This window comes from Pseudomonas sp. 43(2021) (genome assembly GCF_017490805.1).
Lineage (GTDB): Bacteria > Pseudomonadota > Gammaproteobacteria > Pseudomonadales > Pseudomonadaceae > Aquipseudomonas.
On record NZ_JAFGYJ010000002.1, the window covers coordinates 120264 to 140672 of the forward strand.

General features: G+C 65.0%; 22 protein-coding genes and 1 riboswitch. Of the genes, 3 read left to right on the forward strand and 19 right to left on the reverse strand.

The window, feature by feature from the left end:
* Window positions 1–402: 402 nt before the first annotated feature.
* The 8 genes from J5M71_RS02090 to cobT all read right to left on the reverse strand — a co-directional run bounded on the left by J5M71_RS02090 (window position 403) and on the right by cobT (window position 6647).
* The gene (locus J5M71_RS02090) at window positions 403–954 is read right to left on the reverse strand and encodes a glutathione peroxidase (RefSeq protein WP_207829274.1); all 552 of its coding nucleotides are present in this window, start codon (window positions 952–954) and stop codon (window positions 403–405) included.
* Window positions 955–1000: 46 nt separating this feature from the next.
* Entirely contained in the window at window positions 1001–1123 is a 123-nt protein-coding gene (locus J5M71_RS29530; RefSeq protein WP_267933606.1) for a hypothetical protein, read from the reverse strand.
* Window positions 1120–2313, reverse strand: a complete 1194-nt coding sequence (locus tag J5M71_RS02095) for an MFS transporter (RefSeq protein WP_207829545.1) — start codon at window positions 2311–2313, stop codon at window positions 1120–1122. The genes J5M71_RS29530 and J5M71_RS02095 overlap by 4 nt, the downstream gene beginning before the upstream one ends.
* Before the next feature lie 70 nt (window positions 2314–2383).
* The gene (locus J5M71_RS02100) at window positions 2384–2788 is read right to left on the reverse strand and encodes a MarR family winged helix-turn-helix transcriptional regulator (RefSeq protein WP_207829276.1); all 405 of its coding nucleotides are present in this window, start codon (window positions 2786–2788) and stop codon (window positions 2384–2386) included.
* Window positions 2789–2950: 162 nt separating this feature from the next.
* Window positions 2951–4138: a cellulase family glycosylhydrolase gene (locus J5M71_RS02105; RefSeq protein WP_243434037.1), complete on the reverse strand. Its 1188-nt coding sequence runs from the start codon at window positions 4136–4138 to the stop codon at window positions 2951–2953.
* A gap of 166 nt (window positions 4139–4304) precedes the next feature.
* Entirely contained in the window at window positions 4305–5027 is a 723-nt protein-coding gene (locus J5M71_RS02110; RefSeq protein WP_207829279.1) for an adenosylcobinamide-GDP ribazoletransferase, read from the reverse strand.
* A gap of 1 nt (window position 5028) precedes the next feature.
* Complete coding sequence (gene cobC / locus J5M71_RS02115; RefSeq protein ID WP_207829281.1) at window positions 5029–5595, reverse strand: alpha-ribazole phosphatase family protein; 567 nt, start codon at window positions 5593–5595, stop codon at window positions 5029–5031.
* Window positions 5592–6647: a nicotinate-nucleotide--dimethylbenzimidazole phosphoribosyltransferase gene (cobT, locus tag J5M71_RS02120; protein WP_207829292.1), complete on the reverse strand. Its 1056-nt coding sequence runs from the start codon at window positions 6645–6647 to the stop codon at window positions 5592–5594. Before cobT ends, cobC begins: the two co-directional genes overlap by 4 nt.
* Between cobT and J5M71_RS02125 the strand changes: the two genes are divergently transcribed.
* Window positions 6646–6912: a hypothetical protein gene (locus J5M71_RS02125; protein ID WP_207829293.1), complete on the forward strand. Its 267-nt coding sequence runs from the start codon at window positions 6646–6648 to the stop codon at window positions 6910–6912. The two genes, cobT and J5M71_RS02125, sit on opposite strands and share 2 nt — an antisense overlap.
* 147 nt (window positions 6913–7059) lie before the next feature.
* On the opposite strand, the gene cobU is transcribed toward J5M71_RS02125, so the two are convergent.
* The 7 genes from cobU to cobO are packed head-to-tail and all read right to left on the reverse strand — an operon-like array spanning window position 7060 to window position 13474.
* Complete coding sequence (gene cobU / locus J5M71_RS02130) at window positions 7060–7581, reverse strand: bifunctional adenosylcobinamide kinase/adenosylcobinamide-phosphate guanylyltransferase (RefSeq protein WP_207829301.1); 522 nt, start codon at window positions 7579–7581, stop codon at window positions 7060–7062.
* Window position 7582: 1 nt separating this feature from the next.
* Entirely contained in the window at window positions 7583–9037 is a 1455-nt protein-coding gene (locus J5M71_RS02135; RefSeq protein WP_207829303.1) for a cobyric acid synthase, read from the reverse strand.
* Window positions 9034–10026 carry a threonine-phosphate decarboxylase CobD gene (cobD, locus tag J5M71_RS02140; RefSeq protein WP_207829312.1) on the reverse strand — a complete coding sequence of 331 codons (993 nt, stop codon included), beginning with the start codon at window positions 10024–10026 and terminating at the stop codon, window positions 9034–9036. Before cobD ends, J5M71_RS02135 begins: the two co-directional genes overlap by 4 nt.
* A complete protein-coding gene (cbiB, locus tag J5M71_RS02145) occupies window positions 10019–10927 on the reverse strand; it encodes an adenosylcobinamide-phosphate synthase CbiB (protein ID WP_207829314.1) in 909 nt (302 codons plus the stop codon). The genes cobD and cbiB overlap by 8 nt, the downstream gene beginning before the upstream one ends.
* Window positions 10924–11574: a 5,6-dimethylbenzimidazole synthase gene (gene bluB / locus J5M71_RS02150; protein ID WP_085593449.1), complete on the reverse strand. Its 651-nt coding sequence runs from the start codon at window positions 11572–11574 to the stop codon at window positions 10924–10926. Before bluB ends, cbiB begins: the two co-directional genes overlap by 4 nt.
* Window positions 11571–12866, reverse strand: a complete 1296-nt coding sequence (locus J5M71_RS02155; RefSeq protein ID WP_063911552.1) for a cobyrinate a,c-diamide synthase — start codon at window positions 12864–12866, stop codon at window positions 11571–11573. The genes bluB and J5M71_RS02155 overlap by 4 nt, the downstream gene beginning before the upstream one ends.
* Complete coding sequence (cobO, locus tag J5M71_RS02160) at window positions 12863–13474, reverse strand: cob(I)yrinic acid a,c-diamide adenosyltransferase (RefSeq protein WP_013971375.1); 612 nt, start codon at window positions 13472–13474, stop codon at window positions 12863–12865. Before cobO ends, J5M71_RS02155 begins: the two co-directional genes overlap by 4 nt.
* Before the next feature lie 119 nt (window positions 13475–13593).
* Window positions 13594–13814: riboswitch (cobalamin riboswitch) on the reverse strand.
* 167 nt (window positions 13815–13981) lie between these two features.
* On the opposite strand from cobO, the gene J5M71_RS02165 reads away from it, so the two are divergent.
* Entirely contained in the window at window positions 13982–14560 is a 579-nt protein-coding gene (locus J5M71_RS02165; RefSeq protein WP_063911550.1) for a hypothetical protein, read from the forward strand.
* Between the two features lie 1023 nt (window positions 14561–15583).
* Window positions 15584–16891 (forward strand): sorbosone dehydrogenase family protein, encoded by a 1308-nt coding sequence (locus J5M71_RS02170; protein ID WP_207829316.1) that lies wholly within the window; start codon window positions 15584–15586, stop codon window positions 16889–16891.
* 114 nt (window positions 16892–17005) lie between these two features.
* On the opposite strand, the gene J5M71_RS02175 is transcribed toward J5M71_RS02170, so the two are convergent.
* The 4 genes from J5M71_RS02175 to J5M71_RS02190 form a co-directional block, all read right to left on the reverse strand.
* A complete protein-coding gene (locus J5M71_RS02175; protein ID WP_207829325.1) occupies window positions 17006–17539 on the reverse strand; it encodes a C40 family peptidase in 534 nt (177 codons plus the stop codon).
* A 139-nt stretch (window positions 17540–17678) separates the two neighbouring features.
* Window positions 17679–18332, reverse strand: coding sequence for a C40 family peptidase (locus tag J5M71_RS02180; RefSeq protein ID WP_063911548.1), 654 nt, complete (start codon window positions 18330–18332; stop codon window positions 17679–17681).
* Window positions 18333–18457: 125 nt separating this feature from the next.
* Complete coding sequence (gene hda / locus J5M71_RS02185) at window positions 18458–19165, reverse strand: DnaA regulatory inactivator Hda (RefSeq protein ID WP_003252443.1); 708 nt, start codon at window positions 19163–19165, stop codon at window positions 18458–18460.
* 162 nt (window positions 19166–19327) lie between these two features.
* The gene (locus J5M71_RS02190; RefSeq protein ID WP_207829327.1) at window positions 19328–20401 is read right to left on the reverse strand and encodes an AI-2E family transporter; all 1074 of its coding nucleotides are present in this window, start codon (window positions 20399–20401) and stop codon (window positions 19328–19330) included.
* Window positions 20402–20409 lie beyond the last annotated feature (8 nt).

The following is a 20409-nucleotide window of genomic DNA, read 5'->3' on the forward strand; positions in this document are numbered from 1 at the left end:
GCTCTTCGCTCTTCGCTCTTCGCTCTTCGCTTTCAAGCGTGGGCATCAACAACGGGGTCAACATTCATTTTCGAAGGTGGCGCTTATTCACCTTTCCGCCCTTACGGCGGGTCACTTTTTGTCAAACGCGACAAAAAGTAACCAAAAAACGCTGGCTCCTATCATCCGGCCCCTCCGCTGCGCTACGGGGTCCCCTCGCTACGGGCTTGCTCCCGGGAGTACGCGCTGCAGGCCCCATCCATGGGGCCTCAGCGCTTGACGGGCATCCATGCCCGTCACCTCCCTCCGCAAGCCCTTCGCTCGGCCTCCTGAAGTCGCAATCGGCGGCGCCTGAACTATCGCGCGCTTAGAAGCAAGAGCAAGAGCAAGAGCAAGAGCAAGAGCAAGAGCAAGTGCAGCCAGTTATGGCTGCGAGGCAATAGCCTTTTCGATAGCAGCCCGGAACGCAGGATCATCCGGCTTGGTCAGGCTGGAGAAGTTGCCGATCACCTTGCCCTTGCGGTCCACCACGTACTTGTAGAAGTTCCATTTCGGTGCACTGCTCTGGCTGGCCAGTTCAGCGAACAGCGGTATCGCATCCGTGCCCCGCACCGGCTGCGTCTTGGTCATGGTGAACGTGACACCGTAGTTGGCATAGCAGACCTTGGCGGTCTTCTCGCTGTCCGCATCTTCCTGCTTGAAGTCGTTGGATGGCACGCCAAGCATTTCCAGGCCTTGTTGGTGATATTCCTTGTACGTCGCCTCCAACCCCTCGAACTGCGGCGCAAAACCGCAATAGCTGGCCGTGTTCACCACCACCAGCGGCTTGCCGGCAAAGCGCTCGCACAGGTCAACCTGCCCCTTGCCACGCAGCTCCGGCAGGCTGCCCTGCAACAACGCCGGGCAATCAGCTGCCCAGCTCGATGCGCTGGCAAGCAGGGCCAGCACCGGCACCGTCAACCAATGTGCACGCATGACTCGTTTCTCCCGCAAGACAATCCTCGAACTTGCAGGGTAGCGCCTAACAAACACTCATGCCCAGCTGCATCAACGCCATCCCGCCCTTGTGCCAGCCCCACCACACCAGCGCCAGCAGTAACAAGGCGGCGCCGGCCAGTAGCCCCCTAGCCAGGTAGCGGTTCATGCGGCCTGGGCCTGCAGGCGGGCGACCGGGCGTTCGCGCACGGGCCAGCTAAGGGCGGCGGCCAGCAGGCTGAGCAAGATGGAAATCTGCCAGACCAGGTCGTAGCTGCCGGTGCGGTCGTACACCACCCCACCCAACCAGCCACCCAGGAAGGCGCCCAGTTGGTGGAACAGGAAGACGATGCCGCCAAGCATGGACAGGTTGCGCACGCCGAACACAGTGGCCACGGTGCCGTTGGTCAGCGGCACCGTGGACAGCCACAGCAGACCCATGGCAATGCCGAACAGGTAAGCACTGAATTCAGTCACCGGCGCCCAGAGGAACAGCACGATCACTACCGCACGCAGCAGGTACAGCCCGGTCAGCAGGCGCGGCTTGGACATGCGCCCACCCAGCCAGCCGGCGGTGAAAGTACCGACGATATTGAACAGGCCCACCAGCGCCAGCACCGTGGTACCGGTGGTCGCGGCCAGGTGCTGGTCGACCAGGTAGGCCGGCAGGTGCACGCCAATGAACACCACCTGGAAGCCACAAACGAAGAAGCCCAGCGCCAGCAACCAGAAGCCGGAGTGCGAGCACGCCTCGCGCAGGGCCTGGCCCAAGGTCTGTTCGGCGCCATGACTGGGCAACGGGCGATCGCGCAACAGGCCGACGAAAGGCACGATCAGCGCCACCAACAGGCCCAGCACCAGCAACGCAGCGGACCAGCCCAGCCACTGGATCAGGCCGAGGGTGCCCGGCAACATGGCGAACTGGCCGAAAGAACCGGCAGCGCTGGCAATGCCCATGGCCATGCTGCGCTTCTCCGCCGGTACGGCGCGCCCGACCACGCCAAGGATGACCGAGAACGAGGTACCGGACAGGCCGATGCCGATCAGCAAGCCGGCGCTCAGCGACAACGACCAGGCCGAGTCGGCCATGCCCATCAGCACCAACCCGGCCGCATAGAGAATACCCCCAATGATCACCACCCGCGCCGCGCCCAGGCGGTCGGCCAGGGCGCCAGCGAACGGTTGCGCCAGCCCCCAGATCAGGTTCTGCAAGGCAATGGCGAAGGCGAACACCTCACGCCCCCAGCCAAAATCGGCGCTCATTGGCGCCAGGAACAGGCCGAAGCCGTGCCGCACACCCAAGGATAGCGCCAGGATCAACGCTGCTCCCACCAATACCCACCCGCTGGTTCGCCACACCGAAGTCATTGTTATCTCCAGCACATCGCAAGGTTTTTACGGGTACATACCCGCTTATAGTCGTATCAATTCAAGCCAGTTGATCCAGCAAGCGCACCAGTTCATCCCGCTGCCCTGCCCCCAGCCGTTCCACCAGATCGGCCTGGGCCTGTTCCCAGGCCGGATGGGCAGCGCGCAGCAGTTGCGTACCGGCCTCGGTCAGCAGCACCACGCGGTTGCGCTGGTCGTCGCCATCGGCCAAGGCCACCAGCCCTTCAGCCTCCAGCACCCGCAGGTTGCGGCCCAGGGTACTGCGCTCCAGGCCCATGGCCTCTGCCAAGGTGGTGATACTGGGGCGGTCGAGCCGCTGCAGATGACGCAACAGGGAAAACTGGGCGACATTGACCCCAAAGCCGGCAAGGGCTTCGTCGTAATGCCGGCTCACCCCACGGGCGGCACGACGCAGATGGGTACAGATGCATTCACTGGTCAGCATGGATACGTGTATATACCCGCATCATGTGTGTTGCAAGAGATTTCATGATTACCGACGCCCCTCAGCCCTAAAGTCTGTCAGATTGCGTTGACGGGACTCTGTGGGAGCTGGCTTGCCGGCGATGTGCCGCAAAGCGGCCCCCAATGACTTAGCTGGCAGGCACTACCCTCTGCCTGGGTTCAAGCGCCTGAGAATCGGCTCGAACTCCACCGTAGCCTTGCGCGCCAGCGGGTCTGGAGCGCCCTGCTCGATGGCCTGCCAATAGCGCCACGGCACCTTGGCCGAGCCCAGCTCGTAGTCCATACCGTCCCAGTTATCTTCACGGAAGCTGTAAAAGGCCCAATGCAACCGGTGGCGATCCAGCACGCTGAGCACGTCTTCCAGGTATTGCCGGCAGCCCGGCAACCTGCGCATGCAACCGAACTCACCCACCACCAGGCGCGAGCGGGGCACCTTCATGGCCTCGGCCCAGTCCAGCGGTTGGTGCAGGTACTGCGCCACACGCTGGCCATCCCACTGCTGCGTTTGCCCCGCGAACGGTGCCGGGCCGGGATAGGCGATGGGTTGCTTGCGCGTCATGTTCGGTGCACTGGTCACCAGATAGGGCTCGTACATGTGCACGCTGTACAGCACCCGCTGGTCCTCCACCGGTGCCGGCCAGTAACCGAAGGCGTCGGCGGCGGCGAACCAGCCGGCATCGAGCATGACCGGCGTGTCCGCATCCTCCTCGCGAATGGCCACTATCAACTGCCGATACAGGGCGGGCAGGTCACGCGCAGTGCCCTGCTGCCGTGCATACCACTGCTGCATTTGCCCGGGGTCGGCATGCTCGGCCAGGCCACCTTGCTTCTCCGGCGCGGGCTCGTTGACCAGGTTGTAGGCGGCGATGGCCGGGTGACCTTTCAGCTCACGGGCCAGATCCCGCCAGAAGGCCGCAGCCTGCAACCAGTAGCGTTTGTCTTGCCAGAGGCGGTCGTCGAACTGGCCCTGGTTGTTTTGCGACCAGCGCATGCCGGGTAGCGAAAGCGGTGCTATGACCACCTTGAGGCCGGCCTGATGGGCACGGTCGAGGGTGGCTCGCAGCGTGGCCAGGTCGGCGGCAGGCAGGCCTTGGTAGGCATCGGCATCGCCGAGGAGGAAGTCGCGTTCTGCCGGCTGCCATTTGTCGTAGGACAGCCGCACCCAGGTCGCGCCATAGCCGCTCAGGGCGTCGAAATAGGCTTGCTCGGGTGGCAGCCGGTTGAAGCTGTTGCCGCCGTGGCGTGGGGTGTTCCAGAAATCCATGAGATCGGCTGCCAGGGCTGCAGGCCCCATGGCCACCAACAACGCGGCGAGAATGACATGACGCATGGTGCGAACACTCCTCGACAGTTAGCGAAGGGGCAAGCATACGCCAGTGACAAAATGCCGGCTCTTGCTGAGTTTTTTCAGGAATTTGCCAGCACGTTAGGCTCAGAAACCCCCTACAGGAACATCCTGCTTGCGTTCCTACAGGGCCAGCGTCCTGAGCAAGGGCTCAGAGGCCCAACGCCAACCCCAGCATCACGGTCAGTTCGAGCAACTCCAGCATTGCACCAGCGGTATCGCCGGTAGTCCCGCCCAGGCGCCGGCACATCAATTGTCGCAACCAGGCAAACACCGCCAATGCCAGCACCACGATCCATCCACCCAGGACCAGGCAGAAGAGCGCACAGCCCAGCAGCACCCACCCGGCCGCAGGCCGAGGCAGGTGCTCGGCCAGCGCCTGCCCCAAACCGCCCTGTCGCACATAAGGCGTGCTCAGGAACAGCCCGAGCATCGCCGCCCGCCCGATCAGCGGTGCCAGCAGCAACTGCATGCCAATGCCCTGCTCGACCAGCACCCACAAGGCGCAGAACTTCAGCAACAGCACCAGCACCAGGGTGACCACGGCAATCGGCCCGCTACGCGGGTCTTTCATGATCTGCAAAGTGCGTTCGCGGTCACCAAAACCGCCCAGCCAGGCGTCAGCACTGTCCGCCAGGCCATCCAGGTGCAAGGCGCCACTGAGCAACACCCACAACGTCAGCAGCAGGGCCGCGTGCAGCGGCGCCGACGTGCCCTGCAGGAAATGGCTGGCCAGCCACAGCAGCAAGCCGAACAACAACCCGACCAACGGGTACCAGAGCAGCGAACGCCCCACCTCACGTGGCGCCGGCATGCCCGGCAGGCTCACCGGCAGGCTGCTGAGAAACTGCAAGGCAATCCACAACGGCAACATCTCAGCGCCCCTCCACCCACTGGCCGTCATCACCCGGCACCAGTCGCATCAGCGCAGCGTGGCCAACTTCGACCTGCAGCAACTGCGCCCTCGGCAGGCCACGAGCACGGGCCAGCAACAGCCGCATCACGCCGCCATGGGTGACCAGCAGCACACGCTTGCCAGCATGCTGACGGCTCAGGCGCTCGACAGCCGCCAGCACACGTTCGGCGAACGCCTCGACCGGCTCGCCATTGGGCGGCGTAAACGCATAAGGGTCCGCCCAGAAGCGCCCCAGCGCGTCCGCCTGGTCTTCCATGATCTGCGCCGCACTACGGCCCTCCCAGTCGCCAAAATGCAGCTCCTGCAACGCCGCTTCGCGCTGTACGGGCAGGTTAAGGCGCTCGCCCAGTTCCTCGGCAAAACGTGCACAGCGCTGCAACGGCGAACTGACCAGCACCTCCCACGGGCCGGCCTCGGCCACGGCGTCACGCATCTGCGCCCAGCCTTTGTCGGTCAGGGCATCATCAAGGCTGCCACGCAGGCCGCCCTGCTCCGTTTCACCATGGCGCAGCAGGTCGAGGATCATGCCGGGCGGTCCGCCACCGCCGCCTCGGCGAAGGTCGCCATCTGCCCGTGCAGCGCACAGGCCAGGCGCAACAGCGGCACGGCCAGGGCAGCCCCACTGCCCTCGCCCAGGCGCAGGCCCAGGGCCAGCAACGGCTCGGCCTGCAACGTGTCGAGCACGGCTTTGTGCCCAGGCTCTGCGCCTTGGTGGGCGAACAGCAGCCAGGCCCGGCACTGCGGGTTGAGGCGCACCGCCAGCAGCGCGGCGACGCTGCAGATGAAGCCGTCCACCAGCACTGCGATACCCGCCTGCGCGCAGCCCATGTAGGCACCGGCCAAGGCCGCGATCTCGAAACCACCGACACAGCCCAGCGCCTGCAAGGGATCGTTGGCGCTGAGGCCATGCAGGCTCAGCGCGCGCTCGATAACCTCGGCCTTGTGCCGCACCCCGGCGTGGTCCAGGCCGGTACCCGGGCCACTCGATTCAGCCGGCGGGCAGCCCAGCAGGACACTGGCCAGGGCGGCGGCTGCCGTGGTGTTGCCAATCCCCATCTCGCCACCGATGAACAGCTGCGCGCCCTGTTCGGCGGCGCGCAGGGCACTATCGCGACCGGCCTGCAGGGCGGCCTGCAGCTGGCCTTCGGTCATCGCAGGCTGGCGGGCAAAGTTGGCGGTACCGGCGCCCAGGCGCAGATGACGCACGCCAGGCAGCTCCAGGTGCGGGTCGATGGTGCCCAGGTCGACGACCTCCAGGCTGGCCTGCAGCTGGCGCGCCAGCACGCTGATCGCCGCGCCACCGCCGACGAAGTTGCGCAGCATCTGCCCGGTCACCGCTTGCGGGTAGGCCGAGATGCCTTCCTCGACCACACCGTGGTCACCGGCAAAAATGCTGATTGCAGCGTGATCCAGCGTTGGCCGCTCACGCCCCTGCAGGCCGGCCAGCTGAATGGCCAGGCCTTCCAGCTGGCCGAGCGAACCGGCAGGTTTGGTCAGCTGCTGCTGACGGGCGCGGGCCTGGTCCATGGCGGCGTTGTCGAGAGGTTGGCAGGGGCTTTGCCACCAGGGTTGGGTCATGGTCATGGGCCTGTCTGGGTTGGGTAATGGGAGTTATCAGGGCGTGTTGGGGCTGGCAGTTGCTTGGCAGGAGACCTTCTGCGCGCTTGAGACCGAGCGCCGCCCGCGCGGCGCTTCGCGGGGCAAGCCCGCTCCCACATCTGTTTCGGGCCAATTACTCCTGTACCAGATGGATTGCAGCCTTGGTGCATGGCTAAGGATTGATGAAGAGCAGTCGCGCCTCGCCCTCGATATCGAATGGAACAAACAAGGCAGACAGAGGTAGCTTCACAGGAGAGACTGGCCCGAAACAGATGTGGGAGCGGGCTTGCCCCGCGAAGCGCCGCGCGGGCGGCGCTCGATCTTCCAGGCACCACATAACCCAAGGCAGACACCTGCACGCCCCAATACAATCTTGAACTAGCCCCCACCCTCACAACGCAGGCCCTTTCAACATCAAGGGCAACCCTGCCACGGTCAGCACCACACGCTGACAGCGCTCGGCCACGGCCTGGTGCAGCCAGCCGGCCAGGTCGACATAGCGCCGGGTCAACTCGCCCATGGGCACGACGCCCAGGCCGGTTTCGTTACTGACCAGGATGACCGTGCCCGGCAACTGTTCCAGGCAGGCCAGCAGCGCATCACGCTCCTCGGCCAGGCGCTGGTCGTCTTCGAGCATCAGCAGGTTGGTCAGCCACAGGGTCAGGCAATCCACCAGCAGGCAGCGCCCTTCGGCCGCTTCGGCGCGCAATACCGCGGCCAGTGCCAGGGGTTCTTCGATCAATCCCCAGTCATCGGGGCGACGCTGGCGGTGCAGCAGCACCCGTTCGTTCATTTCACCATCCAGCGGCTGGCTGGTGGCGATGTAGGTCACCGGCAGGCCACTGGCGCTGGCCAGCTGTTCGGCCAGCCGGCTCTTGCCCGAGCGGGCGCCGCCGAGGATCAGGTTGCGCATGTCAGGCCACCCCACAGAGCTGGCGCAGGCGCGCGGTGTCCAGGTGCTTTTCCACCAGGTCGGCCAGGCGCTCGATGTCGCGTTCGCGCAGGGCCTCGTAATCAATGACCTGCACCTCCTCCAGGCCAGCCCAGCGCAGCAACGCCGCGCACGACTGGCTGCCTTCGAACAGGCCGTGCAGGTAGGTGGCAAGTATCTGGCCATCGGCACTGACAGCACCATCGCAACGGCCATCGGCAAGTTGCACGGCAGGCTGCTCCAGGGCTGGCCCCGTGGTGACGCCGGCATGAATTTCGTAACCGGCAATCGGTACTGCTTCGAGGTTCAGGGTGCCGGCAACGTTGCGCAGTTGCTTCTCGGCTTCGAGCACCGTGGCGTAATCGAACAGGCCAAGCCCCGGGCTGGAGCCTGCGGCCCCTTCAAGACCAAGCGGGTCATGCACTTCGCGGCCCAGCATCTGCAGGCCACCGCAGATGCCGATCAGCTTGCCGCCATAACGCAGGTGCCGGTCAATGGCCTGGTCCCAACCGCGCTCACGCAGTTGTGCCAGGTCGCCGCGCACACTCTTGGAGCCCGGCAGGATGATCAGGTCGGCAGCCGGAATCGCCTGGCCCGGGCCGATGAACTGCAGGTCCACCTGCGGGTGCAGGCGCAGTGGGTCGAAGTCGGTGTGGTTGCTGATGCGCGGCAGCACCGGGACGATCACCTTGAGCACGCGCTCGGCCTTTGCCCCTTGGCGCGCGTCGATGCCGTCTTCGGCTTCCAGATGCAGATCGGTGACATATGGCAGCACGCCCAGCACCGGCTTGCCGGTGCGCTGCTCCAGCCAGTCCAGCCCCGGCTGCAGCAAGGCGATGTCGCCGCGAAAGCGGTTGATGACAAAGCCCTTTACCCGCGCCTGCTCACTGGGTGACAGCAGCTCCAGCGTGCCCACGAGGTGGGCGAACACGCCACCGCGATTGATGTCGGCGACCAGAATCACCGGGCAGTCCACCGCTTCGGCAAAGCCCATGTTGGCGATGTCACCGGCACGCAGGTTGATCTCCGCCGGAGACCCCGCGCCTTCGACCATGACCACCGGCCAGGCAGCGCTCAGGCGCTGATGCGAAGCCAGCACCGCCTGCATGGCGATAGCCTTGTAGTCGTGGTAGGCCACTGCGTTCATGCTGGTGACAGCACGGCCATGGATGATCACCTGGGCGCCGGTGTCGCTGTTGGGCTTGAGCAGCACCGGGTTCATGTCGGTGTGTGGCTCCAGCCGGCAGGCCTGGGCCTGCACCGCCTGGGCCCGGCCGATTTCACCGCCGTCAGCGGTCACCGCGCTGTTCAGCGCCATGTTCTGCGGCTTGAACGGGACCACGCCGACACCCTGGCGCAACAGCCAGCGGCACAGCGCGGTCACCAGTGTGCTCTTGCCCGCATCGGAGGTGGTGCCTTGCACCATGAGGGTGGTCATGCCGTTTCCTTTTGATAGGCCGCCAGAGCCTGGGCCAGGCGCTGTTCGTCCGCCGCACAGGCCGGCAGCCCAAGGCGTAGCGCCGGCGGCTGCTCGAACAGGCGCACCAGGATGCCGCGGCGAGCGAGAAAGTCATGCAGTTGCGCAGCATGCTCGCTGCGCACGTACTGGAACAGGTCGCAACCGCCGCTGGGCGCCAGGCCGGCGCCGCGCAACAGCATAGCCAGCCGCTGGCTGGCGGCAGCACAGCGTTCGACCTGCACACGCTGGGCGACGTGGTCGGCCAGGCTGGCCTGGGCCAGCACCCGGGTCGGGCCATTGACGGTCCAAGGGCCAAGCAACTCGGCCAGGCGCAGCAGCAGGCTGCGTTCGGCGGCAACGAACCCCAGACGCACGCCGGCCAGGCCGAAGAACTTGCCGAACGAGCGCAGCACGATCAGCCCCGGGCGCTCGGCACAATCAACCACGCCATCCGCCGGGGTGTTGTCCATGAACGCTTCGTCGACCAGCAGCCAGCCACCACGGGCGGCCAGGCGTGCGTGCCAATCCAGCAGGCGTTCTCGCGGCACCCGGCGGCCGGTGGGGTTGTTGGGGTTGACCAGCACCAGCACGTCGAGGCTGTCGAGCGTCGCCTCGACCTGCGCTTCGTCCAGCTCCAGCAACTGGTGCCCCGCCCGTTGCCAGGCGTATGGGTGCTCGGCATAGCACGGCGTCAGCACCCCAACCCGGCCGGCTGCGCGCAACAGCGGCAAAGCCTGGATCGCAGCCTGGGAACCGGCCACCGGCAGCAATTGGCGGGCGCCGTAATACGCGCGCGCGGCGTCCTCCAGGCCATCCTCCGTCTCCGGCAGGCGAGCCCAGGCCTCCATGGGAATCGGTGGGATCGGGAAAGGCCATGGCGCAATGCCGCTGGACAGATCGAGCCACTGCTCACGGGCGATGCCGTATTGCCGTACCGCCCGCAGCAGGCGGCCTCCGTGTTCAAGCATTGATATAGGCCCCCAGGCAGATCACCAGCAGCCACAGCCACACGCCGCGCTGCACCAGGCTCCAGCCACGCTCGATGGCGTCGGCGTCGGCCATGGGCCCGTCACCCAGGCGTGGCCGCTCATGCAGTTCGCCGTGGTACACCGCCGGGCCACCGAGCTCCACCCCCAACGCGCCAGCACCGGCGGCCATCACCGGCCCGGCATTGGGGCTGTCCCACAGTGGGCCCTGCTTGCGCCAGCAGGCCAGGGCCAGGCGGGTCTTGCCCAGCAGCGCGTAGGTCAATGCCACCAGCCTGGCGGGAATATAGTTGAGCACATCGTCGACGCGCGCCGCGCACCAGCCGAAGCGTTCGAAGCGTTCGTTGCGGTAGCCCCACATGGCATCCAGGGTATTGCTCAGGCGGTACAGCACCACGCCCGGCGCACCGGCCAGCACGAACCAGAACAGCGCGGCGAACACCGCGTCGCTGCCGTTCTCCAGCACCGATTCGGTGGCCGCCCGGGCCACGGCGGGCTCGTCCAGTTCGCGGGTTTCGCGGCTGACCAGGTAGCCCACACGGCGCCGCGCTTCCTGCAGGTCGCCCTGGCGCAAGGCACTGGCCACCGGTAACACGTGTTCGCCCAGGCTGCGCAGCCCGACGGCGCAGTACAGTGCCAGCACGTCGACCAGCCAGCCGATGTACGGCAGCCAGGACAGGATCAGCACCACCAAAGTAAGCGGCACCACGGCCAGGAACCACGCGCTCACCCCGTGGCTGCGCCAGCCGCGCCCACCGGCATTCAGGCGGCGCTCGAGGTTACTGGCCATGTTGCCGAAGGCCACCAGCGGGTGGCGCCGCTGCGGTTCGCCCAGCAAGGCATCCAGGGCCACGCCGGCCACGGTCAGCAAGGCCACGCTCATTGGCGTTCTCCCCATTGGTTCTCAAAGAGCATTTCACTCAAGGGCCGTTCCTCGGCCCAGTTTTCCAGCACCAGCATCGGTGCCGGGTAGAACTCGGTCACCGGCCCCAGGCACAGCACCGCGACCGGCTTGGCCCCGGCCGGCATGCCCAGCAGAGCCGCCAGCGCCTGCGGGTCGAACAGCGACACCCAGCCCATGCCTAGGCCTTCGCCACGGGCTGCCAGCCACAGGTTCTGGATGGCGCAGGCCAGCGAGGCCAGGTCCATTTCCGGCAGGGTGCGGCGGCCGAAGATATGCGGCTCGCGGTTGTCCATCAGGGCGGCCACCAGCAGTTCGGCGCAGTCGTTGATACCCTCCACCTTCAGTTTCATGAAGGCGTCGGAGCGCTCGCCCAAGGCTTCGGCGGTACGCACCCGTTCTGCTTCCACCAGGGCCTGGATACGGGCGCGCAGGTCGCGTTGGGTGATGCGGATGAAGCGCCAGGGCTGCATCAGCCCGACACTTGGCGCCTGGTGCGCGGCGGCCAGCAGGCGGCCCAGCAGTTCCGGGGCCACCTCGCCACCGGCGAAATGGCGCATGTCACGGCGTTCGCCGATGGCCCGGTAGATCGCGGCGCGCTCGGCGTCGCTGTAGGCGTGTTCACTCATGGTCGCAACAGCGCCGCCGCCGCATCCGGGTTGGAGGGGAAGTAGAAGTGCACGTAGGAAGCCGTCAACCGCCCCAGGCGGTACACCGCTTCGTTGCCGCGACCACCGTTGGGGCTCAGGCCACGGGCGATCGGTTCCAGTGCGGTACTGGTCAGAGAATGGTGATAGGTGTGACCGCGCAGGATGCCTTCCGGCATTTCCACCGCCTGCAGCGCCAGGGCCGCCAGGCGCTTCTGCATGGTCGCTTCACCCGGCAGCAGGCCGAGCAGCTCGGCACGCTCGCCGGCTACGTCAGTCAGGGCATCGAGCAGGTACAGCATGCCGCCGCATTCGGCCAGCAACGGTTTGCCTTGGGCGTGATGGGCGCGGATCGCTTCGCTCATCGGCGCGTTGGCGGCCAGGGCGTGGTGGTGCAGCTCGGGATAACCGCCCGGCAGGTACAGGCTGTCCACTGCCGGCAATTCGTGGTCATGCAGCGGCGAGAAGAACTCAAGCTGTGCGCCCAGGTTGCGCAGCAGGTCGAGGTTGGCGCCATAGGTGAAGGCAAACGCCTCGTCCCGCGCCACGCCGATGCGCACACCGGTCAACGACGCAGCACTGGCTTGCGGATCGGGTTCGGCAAAGGTCACTGGCGGCGGCAAGGCAGCATCGCAACTGGCACCCAGCGCCTCGGCAGCGGCGTCCAGACGGGCGTCCAGGTCGTTCAGCTCGCTGGCCTGGACCAGCCCCAGGTGGCGGCTGGGCAACTCGATACCGCGCTCACGGGACAAACCGCCATACCAGCGCAGGCCTTCGGTCAGGCTGCCTTCCAGCAGTTGTGCGTGGCGCAGGCTGCCTACCCGGTTGGCCAGCACACCGGCAAACGGCAGGTCCGCCTGGTAGCGTGCCAGGCCCAAGGCCAGGGCGCCGAAAGTCTGAGCCATGGCCGTGCCGTCGATTACCGCCAGCACCGGCACGCCGAAGTGACGCGCCAGGTCGGCGCTGGACGGCGTGCCGTCGAACAGCCCCATCACCCCTTCGATCAGGATCAGGTCGGCCTCACCGGCTGCTTCCCACAGCAGGCGGCGGCTTTCCTCGGCGCCGATCATCCACAGGTCGAGCTGGTACACCGGCGCGCCGCTGGCCCGCTCAAGAATCATCGGGTCGAGAAAGTCTGGCCCGCACTTGAACACTCGCACCTTGCGCCCGAGGTTGCGATGCAGCCGGGCCAGGGCGGCGGTGACGGTGGTCTTGCCCTGGCCAGAGGCCGGTGCCGCAATCAGCACGGCGGGGCAGTGGCGCGGCTGGCTCACAGTTCGACGCCCTTCTGGGCACGGATGCCGGCCTGGAAGGCGTGCTTGAGCATGCCCATCTCGGTCACGGTGTCGGCCAGTTCGATCATCTCGGGTTTCGCGGCACGGCCAGTGACGATCACATGCTGCATCGGTGGGCGGGCCTGGATGTCGGAGAGCACCTGGTCAAGGTCGAGGTAGCCATGCTTGAGGGCGATGTTCAGTTCGTCGAGCACCACGAACTGCACGCTCGGGTCTTGCAGCAACTGGCGCGACACAGCCCAGGCCGCTTCGGCGGCGGCGATGTCACGCTGGCGGTCCTGGGTTTCCCAGGTAAAGCCCTCGCCCATCACGTGGTAGCGCACCTGCTCGGGGAAGCGGCGGAAGAACAGCTCTTCGCCGGTGCTGTTGCGGCCTTTGATGAACTGCACCACACCGCACTGCATGCCATGGCCCAGTGCGCGCGCGAGCATACCGAAGGCCGAGCTGCTCTTGCCCTTGCCATTGCCGGTCAGCACCAGCAGCAGGCCGCACTCGTTGGGGGAATTGGCGATGCGTTCGTCGATGATCGCCTTCTTGCGCTGCATGCGCGCCAGGTGGCGTTCGTCGCGTTCGGTGGATTCGCTCATCAGGGTTCTCCGCTGGCTGGCGCCACGGCAACGCGAGGCGACAGGTAATAGGCGGGCAGACGGAGAACGCGCAGGGGCCGTGGCCGTAGGCCACGGTGCACCGCGCATCACCCTCCGTGATGCCGTTGGCAGTATCAGGCCGGTCTCCGGGCTTGTGAGCGGGCCTGGGCCCAGGCCTGCGCGCCTTCCCGGGTGCTGGCACCCAGTGGCCCTGCGCGGCCGCGACTCACCTACCGTTGCGGGGGCAGCGCCGGAATCGCGCCATGCTGGCACCCACCGGCTTCCCAGTTTCACCCTGCCCAGACGGGGCTGGCAGGACACCTGAAACACGCGCGAAGGTTAGAGGGTTGCACCGGGAGCGTCAATCGAAGCGGGCCGCTTTGCAGCCGAACAGTCACCGCCCGGGTAATGGCCAATTCACCCGGTTGTGCCACACTGGATACAGTGATATCACATAGCCATCACTTTCAGCTGAACGCGATCACAACGACAACAGGAGAGCGCAGCATGCGAGGCCAGATCATCAACAACCCGCGCCTGGAGTTTCTTGCCCCGGTGCTGGAGCGCTGGGGCGACTGCATCGACCGCTTCAACCAGTTTGCCGGCGATGCCGAAGCACCGTACTGGCATGGGGCAGCCGCCAATACCGGGTTGCTTGCCGCGGCGGCCTGGCAGGCCGAGCTGGCGGCACTGCAGCAGTTTGCCGGCAAGAAGCAGCGCGATGAAGGTGAATACGAAGGGCGCTGCGACCTGTTGCTCAGCAGTGCCGGTGAAGCGCTATACCTCAGTGCCAGCCAGCGCTGGCCGAAAATCGCCCGGCTGGACATGGCCGACGCCCTGCAGCAGACTGCTGCCCTCGCCCGCCAGGTGGCCTACCCCAGCCAGTTGAAGGCCGGAGCGCTGTTCATCAGCCCGTGGAAGGCCGGCCAGCACGCCAGTCCCGAGGAACTGCAGGACCTGGTCGACGATCTGCAGAAACATACCGCCTGTGCCATCGCCTGGTACTTCCCGTATGCCTACCGCAAGTTGCACAACGAGCTGGGGCAGTATTTCCCGGGGGTGGCGTTGTTGCTCAAGCAGGCTTGAAGCAACTTCGGCTCGGGCCGGGGCCGGAACGCGTTAGCAAGGGCGACGTGGCCTCTGTGGGAGCGGGCATGCCCGCGAAGAATCCAACGCGGTGGCTGGCACCGCGTTGGATTCTTCGCGGCTAAAGCCGCTCCCACAGGGTACGCGGATTGCTTGCAATTTCAGTTATCTACGCAACAGCGCAGCCCCAAGGGTTGGGCCATCTCCCACAGAACGCCTGCTAAATCTTGCTCTTGATCTTGCTCTTGATCTTGATCTTCGCGACTTCAGGAGGCCGAGCAGAGGTCTTGCGGAGGGAGGTGACGGGCATGGATGCCCGTCAAGCGCTGAGGCCCCATGGATGGGGCCTGCAGCGCGTACTCCCGGGAGCAAGACCGGCGCGAGGGAACCCCGGAGCGCAGCGTAGGGGCCGGATGATGGGAGCGCAGCGTTTTTTGGTTACTTTTTGTCGCGTTTGACAAAAAGTGACTCGCCGTAAGGGCGAAAAGGTGAGTAAGCGTCGCCATCGTAAATGGACTATGCGCGAGATCAAAACCAGCACTTTTCCGCTCTTCGCTCTTCGCTCTTCGCTCTTCGCTCTTCGCTCTTCGCTCTTCGCTTTCAAGCGTGGGCATCAACAACAGGGTCAACATTCATTTTCGAAGGTGGCGCTTATTCACCTTTCCGCCCTTACGGCGGGTCACTTTTTGTCAAACGCGACAAAAAGTAACCAAAAAACGCTGGCTCCTATCATCCGGCCCCTCCGCTGCGCTACGGGGTCCCCTCGCTACGGGCTCGCTCCCGGGAGTACGCGCCGCAGGCCCCATCCATGGGGCCTCAGCGCTTGACGGGCATCCATGCCCGTCACCTCCCTCCGCAAGCCCTTCGCTCGGCCTCCTGAAGTCGCAATCGGCGGCGCCAGAACTATCGCGCGCTTAGAAACAAAAGCAAAAGCAAAAGCTACGACAGTTGGATGGCTGCCGGGAACCTGGCGAATATTGCCGACCTCTCAGTTCCATAGGCCCTGTTAGGAGGACACCGCCCATGAAACACCTGATGCCTTGGTTATTGGCCGCCAGCCTGACTGCCTGCGGCGAAACCGCGCGGCTGGATGTACTCGATGGCAGTGGCCCAACCCCCCAGTTGCCTGCTCCGGTCAAGACTACCCTCCCCACCGTGAATATCGCTCCAGCAGTGGGCTGGCCCAAGGACGTCAAGCCCGAAGCAGCACCAGGCACCCAGGTGAAAGCGTTCGCCAGCGGGCTCGACCACCCTCGCTGGCTATACCTGCTGCCCAACGGCGACGTGCTGGTAGCCGAAACCAATGCCCCGCCCAAGCCCGAAGATGGCAAGGGCCTGCGCGGTTGGGTGATGAAGAAGGTGATGAAGCGGGCAGGTGCAGGCGTGCCCAGCGCCAACCGGATCACCCTGCTGCGTGACGCCGACCACGACGGCGTGGCTGAAATCCGCACGACCTTCATCGAAGAGCTCAACTCACCGTTCGGCATGGCCCTCGTCGGCAAGGACCTCTTTGTCGCCAACACAGACAGGCTGCTGCGCTTTCACTACGAGCCCGGAGCCTTGCAAATTCGCAATGAAGGCCAGCCGGTGGTCGAGTTGCCCGGCGGACCGCTCAACCACCACTGGACCAAGAACGTGATCGCCAGCCCCGATGGCAAGAAGCTTTTCGTGACGGTCGGCTCCAACAGCAACGTCGGCGAAAACGGCCTGGACAAGGAACAGGGGCGCGCCGCGATCTGGGAAGTGGACCCCACCAGCGGCCAGCACCGCCTGTTCGCCACAGGCCTGCGCAACCCTAACGGCCTGGCCTGGGAGCCAAACAGCGGTGCGTTGTGGACCGCAGTCAACGAGCGTGACGAGATCGGCAGCGATCTGGTACCCGACTACATCACCTCCGTGAAGGACGGCGGTTTCTATGGCTGGCCCTACAGCTACTATGGCAGTCACGTGGATGAGCGCGTGCAACCACCAGCGCCTGAAAAAGTGGCCCAGGCGCTGGTGCCCGACTATGCCGTGGGCCCACACACGGCATCGCTGGGGTTGGCATTCGCCGAACCGAATGGACTACCAGCGCCCTTCGACCAAGGGGCATTCGTGGGCCAGCACGGGTCGTGGAACCGCAAGCCACACAGTGGCTACAAGGTTATTTTCGTGCCGTTCGACCCGTCAGGAAAACCCTCGGGCAAGCCTGTGGACCTGCTTACCGGGTTTCTGGATGAGCATGGCAAGGCCAAGGGTCGCCCGGTCGGCGTAATCAACGATGGACGTGGTGGCGTGCTGGTGGCCGATGATGTCGGTAATGTGGTCTGGCGAGTGAGCAAGGCGCCATGAGCCCGGCCAGCGCGCGCCCTGTGGGAGCGGGTTTACCCGCGAAGCGGACACCGCGGTGCATGGCACCGGCATTGCCGATGTTCGCGGCTGAAGCCGCTCCCACAGGAATATCCGTCAGGGGTTCTGCGCCAGATGCCCTTGCGGAATCACGCGCTTGGCCTGCAGGTAAGCCTTGGCCCAGTAGCTGTTGGACAGGTAGTCCAGGCGCACCGTGCCACCGCTGGAAGGGGCATGCACGAAGCGCCCTTCCCCGACATAAATGCCGGCGTGGCTGACCTGCGAGCCGCCACTGGTGGCGAAGAACACCAGGTCACCGGACTGCAGCGACTTGGCATCCACGGTCGGCGCGCGCATGACGATCATCTCCCGCGTCGAACGCGGCAGGCTTATGCCGGCAGCATCACGGTAGACGTACTTGATCAGGCCACTGCAATCGAAACCGGAGTCCGGGGTGTTGCCGCCCCAGCGATAAGGCGTGCCCACCAGGCCGATGGCTCGCATCAACACGTCATCGGCAATCGGTGAAGGGCTGGGCTGGCTATAGGTAACCTGCGGCTGTACCACAGGGGCCGGCGCAGGAGCACGGCTGGAACAGGCAGCCAGCAAGGCTGCCAAGGAGATAAATGCGAAGCGCGCCATCTTTACCATGGCCAGAACATCCTGTCTGAGACCGCTGGGCCGCAGCCGAAAAGAGTTGAGAAATTAGATTAGACGCTTTCTATAAATGCGCACGGCGGCGAGCTTTTTTCAAAGCATCGCCGCCGCGGCAGGATATATCATTTTGCTATCAGTTGCGCGCGATATTGGTGGTCGGCGCCATGGCCAAGGCGCGCTTGGCTTCGATGAAGGTCTTGCTCCAGTAACGGTCACCGAGGCTGTCGATGCGCACGCCACCGCTGCGGCGGCTGCTGGAGTGGATGAACTGGTTGTCACCCAGGTAGATGCCGGCATGGCTGACGCGGCCGCGGCCGTTGGTGCTGAAGAACAGCAGGTCACCTGGCTTGAGCTTGTTGCGGGCCACTTTCGGGGCATCGACGTTGATCATTTCACGCGTGGAGCGCGGCAGGGTCACACCCGCCTCTTCGCGGAACAGGTAGCCGATGAAGCCACTGCAGTCAAAGCCGGACTGCTCCGAGGTACCACCGAAGCGGTAGCGGGTGCCGATCAGCGACATGCCGCGCTCGAGAACGCTGTCAGCCAGAGCTGGCAGCTGGTAAGGCTTGCTGCTGGAGAAGGCCTCCAGGTCATCTTCGGTGGCCAGTTCTTCCGGCTCGCCGAATACCGACGAGGACGAGGCTTTGGCCTTGAACGCCGATTGTGCGGCGATGGGGTTGTGATCCTGAGGCTGCTGCTCTGAATGAGAAGCCGGGCCTTGGGCCGCGCAGCCAAAAAGCAGGGTCACGAGTGCGAGTGGCACGAGGGGTGCGAAGCGCTTCAGCATGGGCACGACCGTGTCTGTAATCCTTTAGAAGGGTGAAACTATGCCCTCTATCATGGCCATTTGCAAATTTTATCGAAAAAGATGTGACTTTTTTGTTTTGCCGCTCTGGCCCCGCGTTTTCGGGGTTACCAGCCCAGGGTTTCCTTGAGGAAAGGAATGGTGAGCTTGCGTTGTGCCTGCAGCGAGGCCTGGTCGAGGCGTTCGAGCAGGTCGAACAACGCACTCATGCTGCGTGCACCGCGGGTAAGAATGAAGTGGCCAACTTCGTCGGTGAGGTGCAGGCCACGACGCGAAGCACGCAGTTGCAAGGCACGCAGCTTGTCTTCGTCGGACAGGCCGCGCATCTGGAACACCAGGGCGAGGGTCAGCCGCGACTTCAGGTCCGGCAGCTTGATTGGCAGCTCGCGCGGCGATGCCGAGGCAGCCAGCAGCAGGCGCCGGCCGCTGTCACGCAGGCGGTTGAACAGGTGGAACATGGCCTCTTCCCAGTCCGCCTTGCCGGCGATCACATGCAGGTCGTCAATGCACACCAGTTCGTACTGGGCCAGGTAGTCGAGCAGCTCTACGCCACGATCGAGCAACTGCGCCAGTGGCAGGTAGACGGCTGGCTCGCCGCGTTGCTGGAAGCGGTGGGTGGCGGCCTGCAGCAGATGGCTACGGCCAACACCTTGCTTGCCCCACAGGTAGATAAGGCTCTCGGTCCAGCCGGCGTCGGCTTCGCATAGCCGCTCGACGTAGCCCAATGCCGCAGCATTGGCGCCCGGATAGTAGTTGATGAAGGTGGCGTCATCGCGCAGGCGCACACCCAGGGGCAACTGGATCGGTGGTTTCATGCTCGCGGGCGGTCGACAGGACCGCAGGGGGCCTTTGGTGAACAATCTGCAAAGTCTATACCCGCAACGCGGGGTGCACAATCACGGCAGCGGATAGCACAAGTAAAATCAACGAGTTGCGCTTTTTTTGCGCTGTTTTGGGGCTGCTTTGCAGCCCTTCCATCACAACTCCGGGTCGATATCCCCGGCATACATGTCCGATTCCTTGTACAGGTCATGCACATGCCGCAGCAGCACCATGATCACAGCCGCCACCGGCAGCGCCAGCAGCACCCCGGTAAAGCCGAACAGCTCACCGCCGGCCAGGATGGCGAAAATCACCGCCACCGGGTGCAGACCGATGCGGTCTCCCACCAGCAGAGGGGTCAGTACCATGCCCTCCAGTGCCTGCCCGACCATGAACACCGCGATGATGCCCAGCATCGGGTACAGGTCGCCGCCAAACTGGAACAGGCCAGCCACCAAGGCTGCGCCAATGCCGATGATGAAGCCCATGTACGGCACGATGGCAGCCAGCCCGGCGAGCATGCCGATCAGCAGCCCCAGTTCCAGCCCCACCAGCATAAGCCCGGCCGAATAGATGATGCCCAGGGCCACCATCACCATCAGTTGCCCGCGCACGAACGCCCCCAGCACTTCATGGCATTCGCCCGCCAGGCCCATCACCTGCGGCTCACGCTGGCGCGGCAGCAGGCCGCGCAGCTTGGCCATCATCAGGTCCCAGTCACGCAGCAGATAGAAACCCACCACCGGGATCAGCACCATGTTGGCCAGCCAGGCCATCAGCGCCAGGCCCGAAGCGGTGGCATGGGACAGCAGCACACCGACGATATCGGTGGTCTGCCCCATGTGCGTGCCGATGGCGGCCTTGATCTTGTCGAATTTCCAGAAGCCGTCAGCCAGGCCCAGGCGGCTCTGCACCCAGGGCAAAGCCACGTGTTCGAGCCAGTCGAGCATCTGCGGCGCCAGCTCGTACAGGCGCACCAGCTGCTTGGCCAGCAGCGGAACGAGCACCAGCAGCAAGGCCAGCAACAGCAAGGTGAACAGGCCGAACACCACCACCACGCCCCAGGTGCGCGAAAGCCCCAGGCGTTCCAGGCGATCCACCAGCGGGTCGGCCAGGTAGGCCAGCAGGATGCCGACCAGGAACGGGGTAAGAATGTTGTGCAGGCTATAAAGAAGCACAGCGACCAGCAGGGCAACACCCAGCCAGATCCAGCGACGTACGTCGGTCACGGTGTGCT

Excerpts from the sequence above, each read along its gene's own strand:
- cobT (WP_207829292.1), bottom strand. The coding sequence starts at position 6,647 with ATGACCCAACCCTGGTGGCAAAGCCCCTGCCAACCTCTCGACAACGCC.
- cobD (WP_207829312.1), bottom strand. The coding sequence starts at position 10,026 with ATGCTTGAACACGGAGGCCGCCTGCTGCGGGCGGTACGGCAATACGGC.
- cbiB (WP_207829314.1), bottom strand. The coding sequence starts at position 10,927 with ATGAGCGTGGCCTTGCTGACCGTGGCCGGCGTGGCCCTGGATGCCTTG.
- J5M71_RS02090 (WP_207829274.1), bottom strand. The coding sequence starts at position 954 with ATGCGTGCACATTGGTTGACGGTGCCGGTGCTGGCCCTGCTTGCCAGC.
- J5M71_RS02170 (WP_207829316.1), top strand. The coding sequence starts at position 15,584 with ATGAAACACCTGATGCCTTGGTTATTGGCCGCCAGCCTGACTGCCTGC.
- J5M71_RS02175 (WP_207829325.1), bottom strand. The coding sequence starts at position 17,539 with ATGGTAAAGATGGCGCGCTTCGCATTTATCTCCTTGGCAGCCTTGCTG.
- J5M71_RS02165 (WP_063911550.1), top strand. The coding sequence starts at position 13,982 with ATGCGAGGCCAGATCATCAACAACCCGCGCCTGGAGTTTCTTGCCCCG.
- J5M71_RS02100 (WP_207829276.1), bottom strand. The coding sequence starts at position 2,788 with ATGCTGACCAGTGAATGCATCTGTACCCATCTGCGTCGTGCCGCCCGT.
- J5M71_RS02110 (WP_207829279.1), bottom strand. The coding sequence starts at position 5,027 with ATGTTGCCGTTGTGGATTGCCTTGCAGTTTCTCAGCAGCCTGCCGGTG.
- J5M71_RS29530 (WP_267933606.1), bottom strand. The coding sequence starts at position 1,123 with ATGAACCGCTACCTGGCTAGGGGGCTACTGGCCGGCGCCGCCTTGTTA.
- cobU (WP_207829301.1), bottom strand. The coding sequence starts at position 7,581 with ATGCGCAACCTGATCCTCGGCGGCGCCCGCTCGGGCAAGAGCCGGCTG.
- J5M71_RS02105 (WP_243434037.1), bottom strand. The coding sequence starts at position 4,138 with ATGCGTCATGTCATTCTCGCCGCGTTGTTGGTGGCCATGGGGCCTGCA.
- hda (WP_003252443.1), bottom strand. The coding sequence starts at position 19,165 with ATGAAACCACCGATCCAGTTGCCCCTGGGTGTGCGCCTGCGCGATGAC.
- J5M71_RS02180 (WP_063911548.1), bottom strand. The coding sequence starts at position 18,332 with ATGCTGAAGCGCTTCGCACCCCTCGTGCCACTCGCACTCGTGACCCTG.
- J5M71_RS02135 (WP_207829303.1), bottom strand. The coding sequence starts at position 9,037 with ATGACCACCCTCATGGTGCAAGGCACCACCTCCGATGCGGGCAAGAGC.
- cobC (WP_207829281.1), bottom strand. The coding sequence starts at position 5,595 with ATGATCCTCGACCTGCTGCGCCATGGTGAAACGGAGCAGGGCGGCCTG.
- bluB (WP_085593449.1), bottom strand. The coding sequence starts at position 11,574 with ATGAGTGAACACGCCTACAGCGACGCCGAGCGCGCCGCGATCTACCGG.
- J5M71_RS02125 (WP_207829293.1), top strand. The coding sequence starts at position 6,646 with ATGGTCATGGGCCTGTCTGGGTTGGGTAATGGGAGTTATCAGGGCGTG.
- cobO (WP_013971375.1), bottom strand. The coding sequence starts at position 13,474 with ATGAGCGAATCCACCGAACGCGACGAACGCCACCTGGCGCGCATGCAG.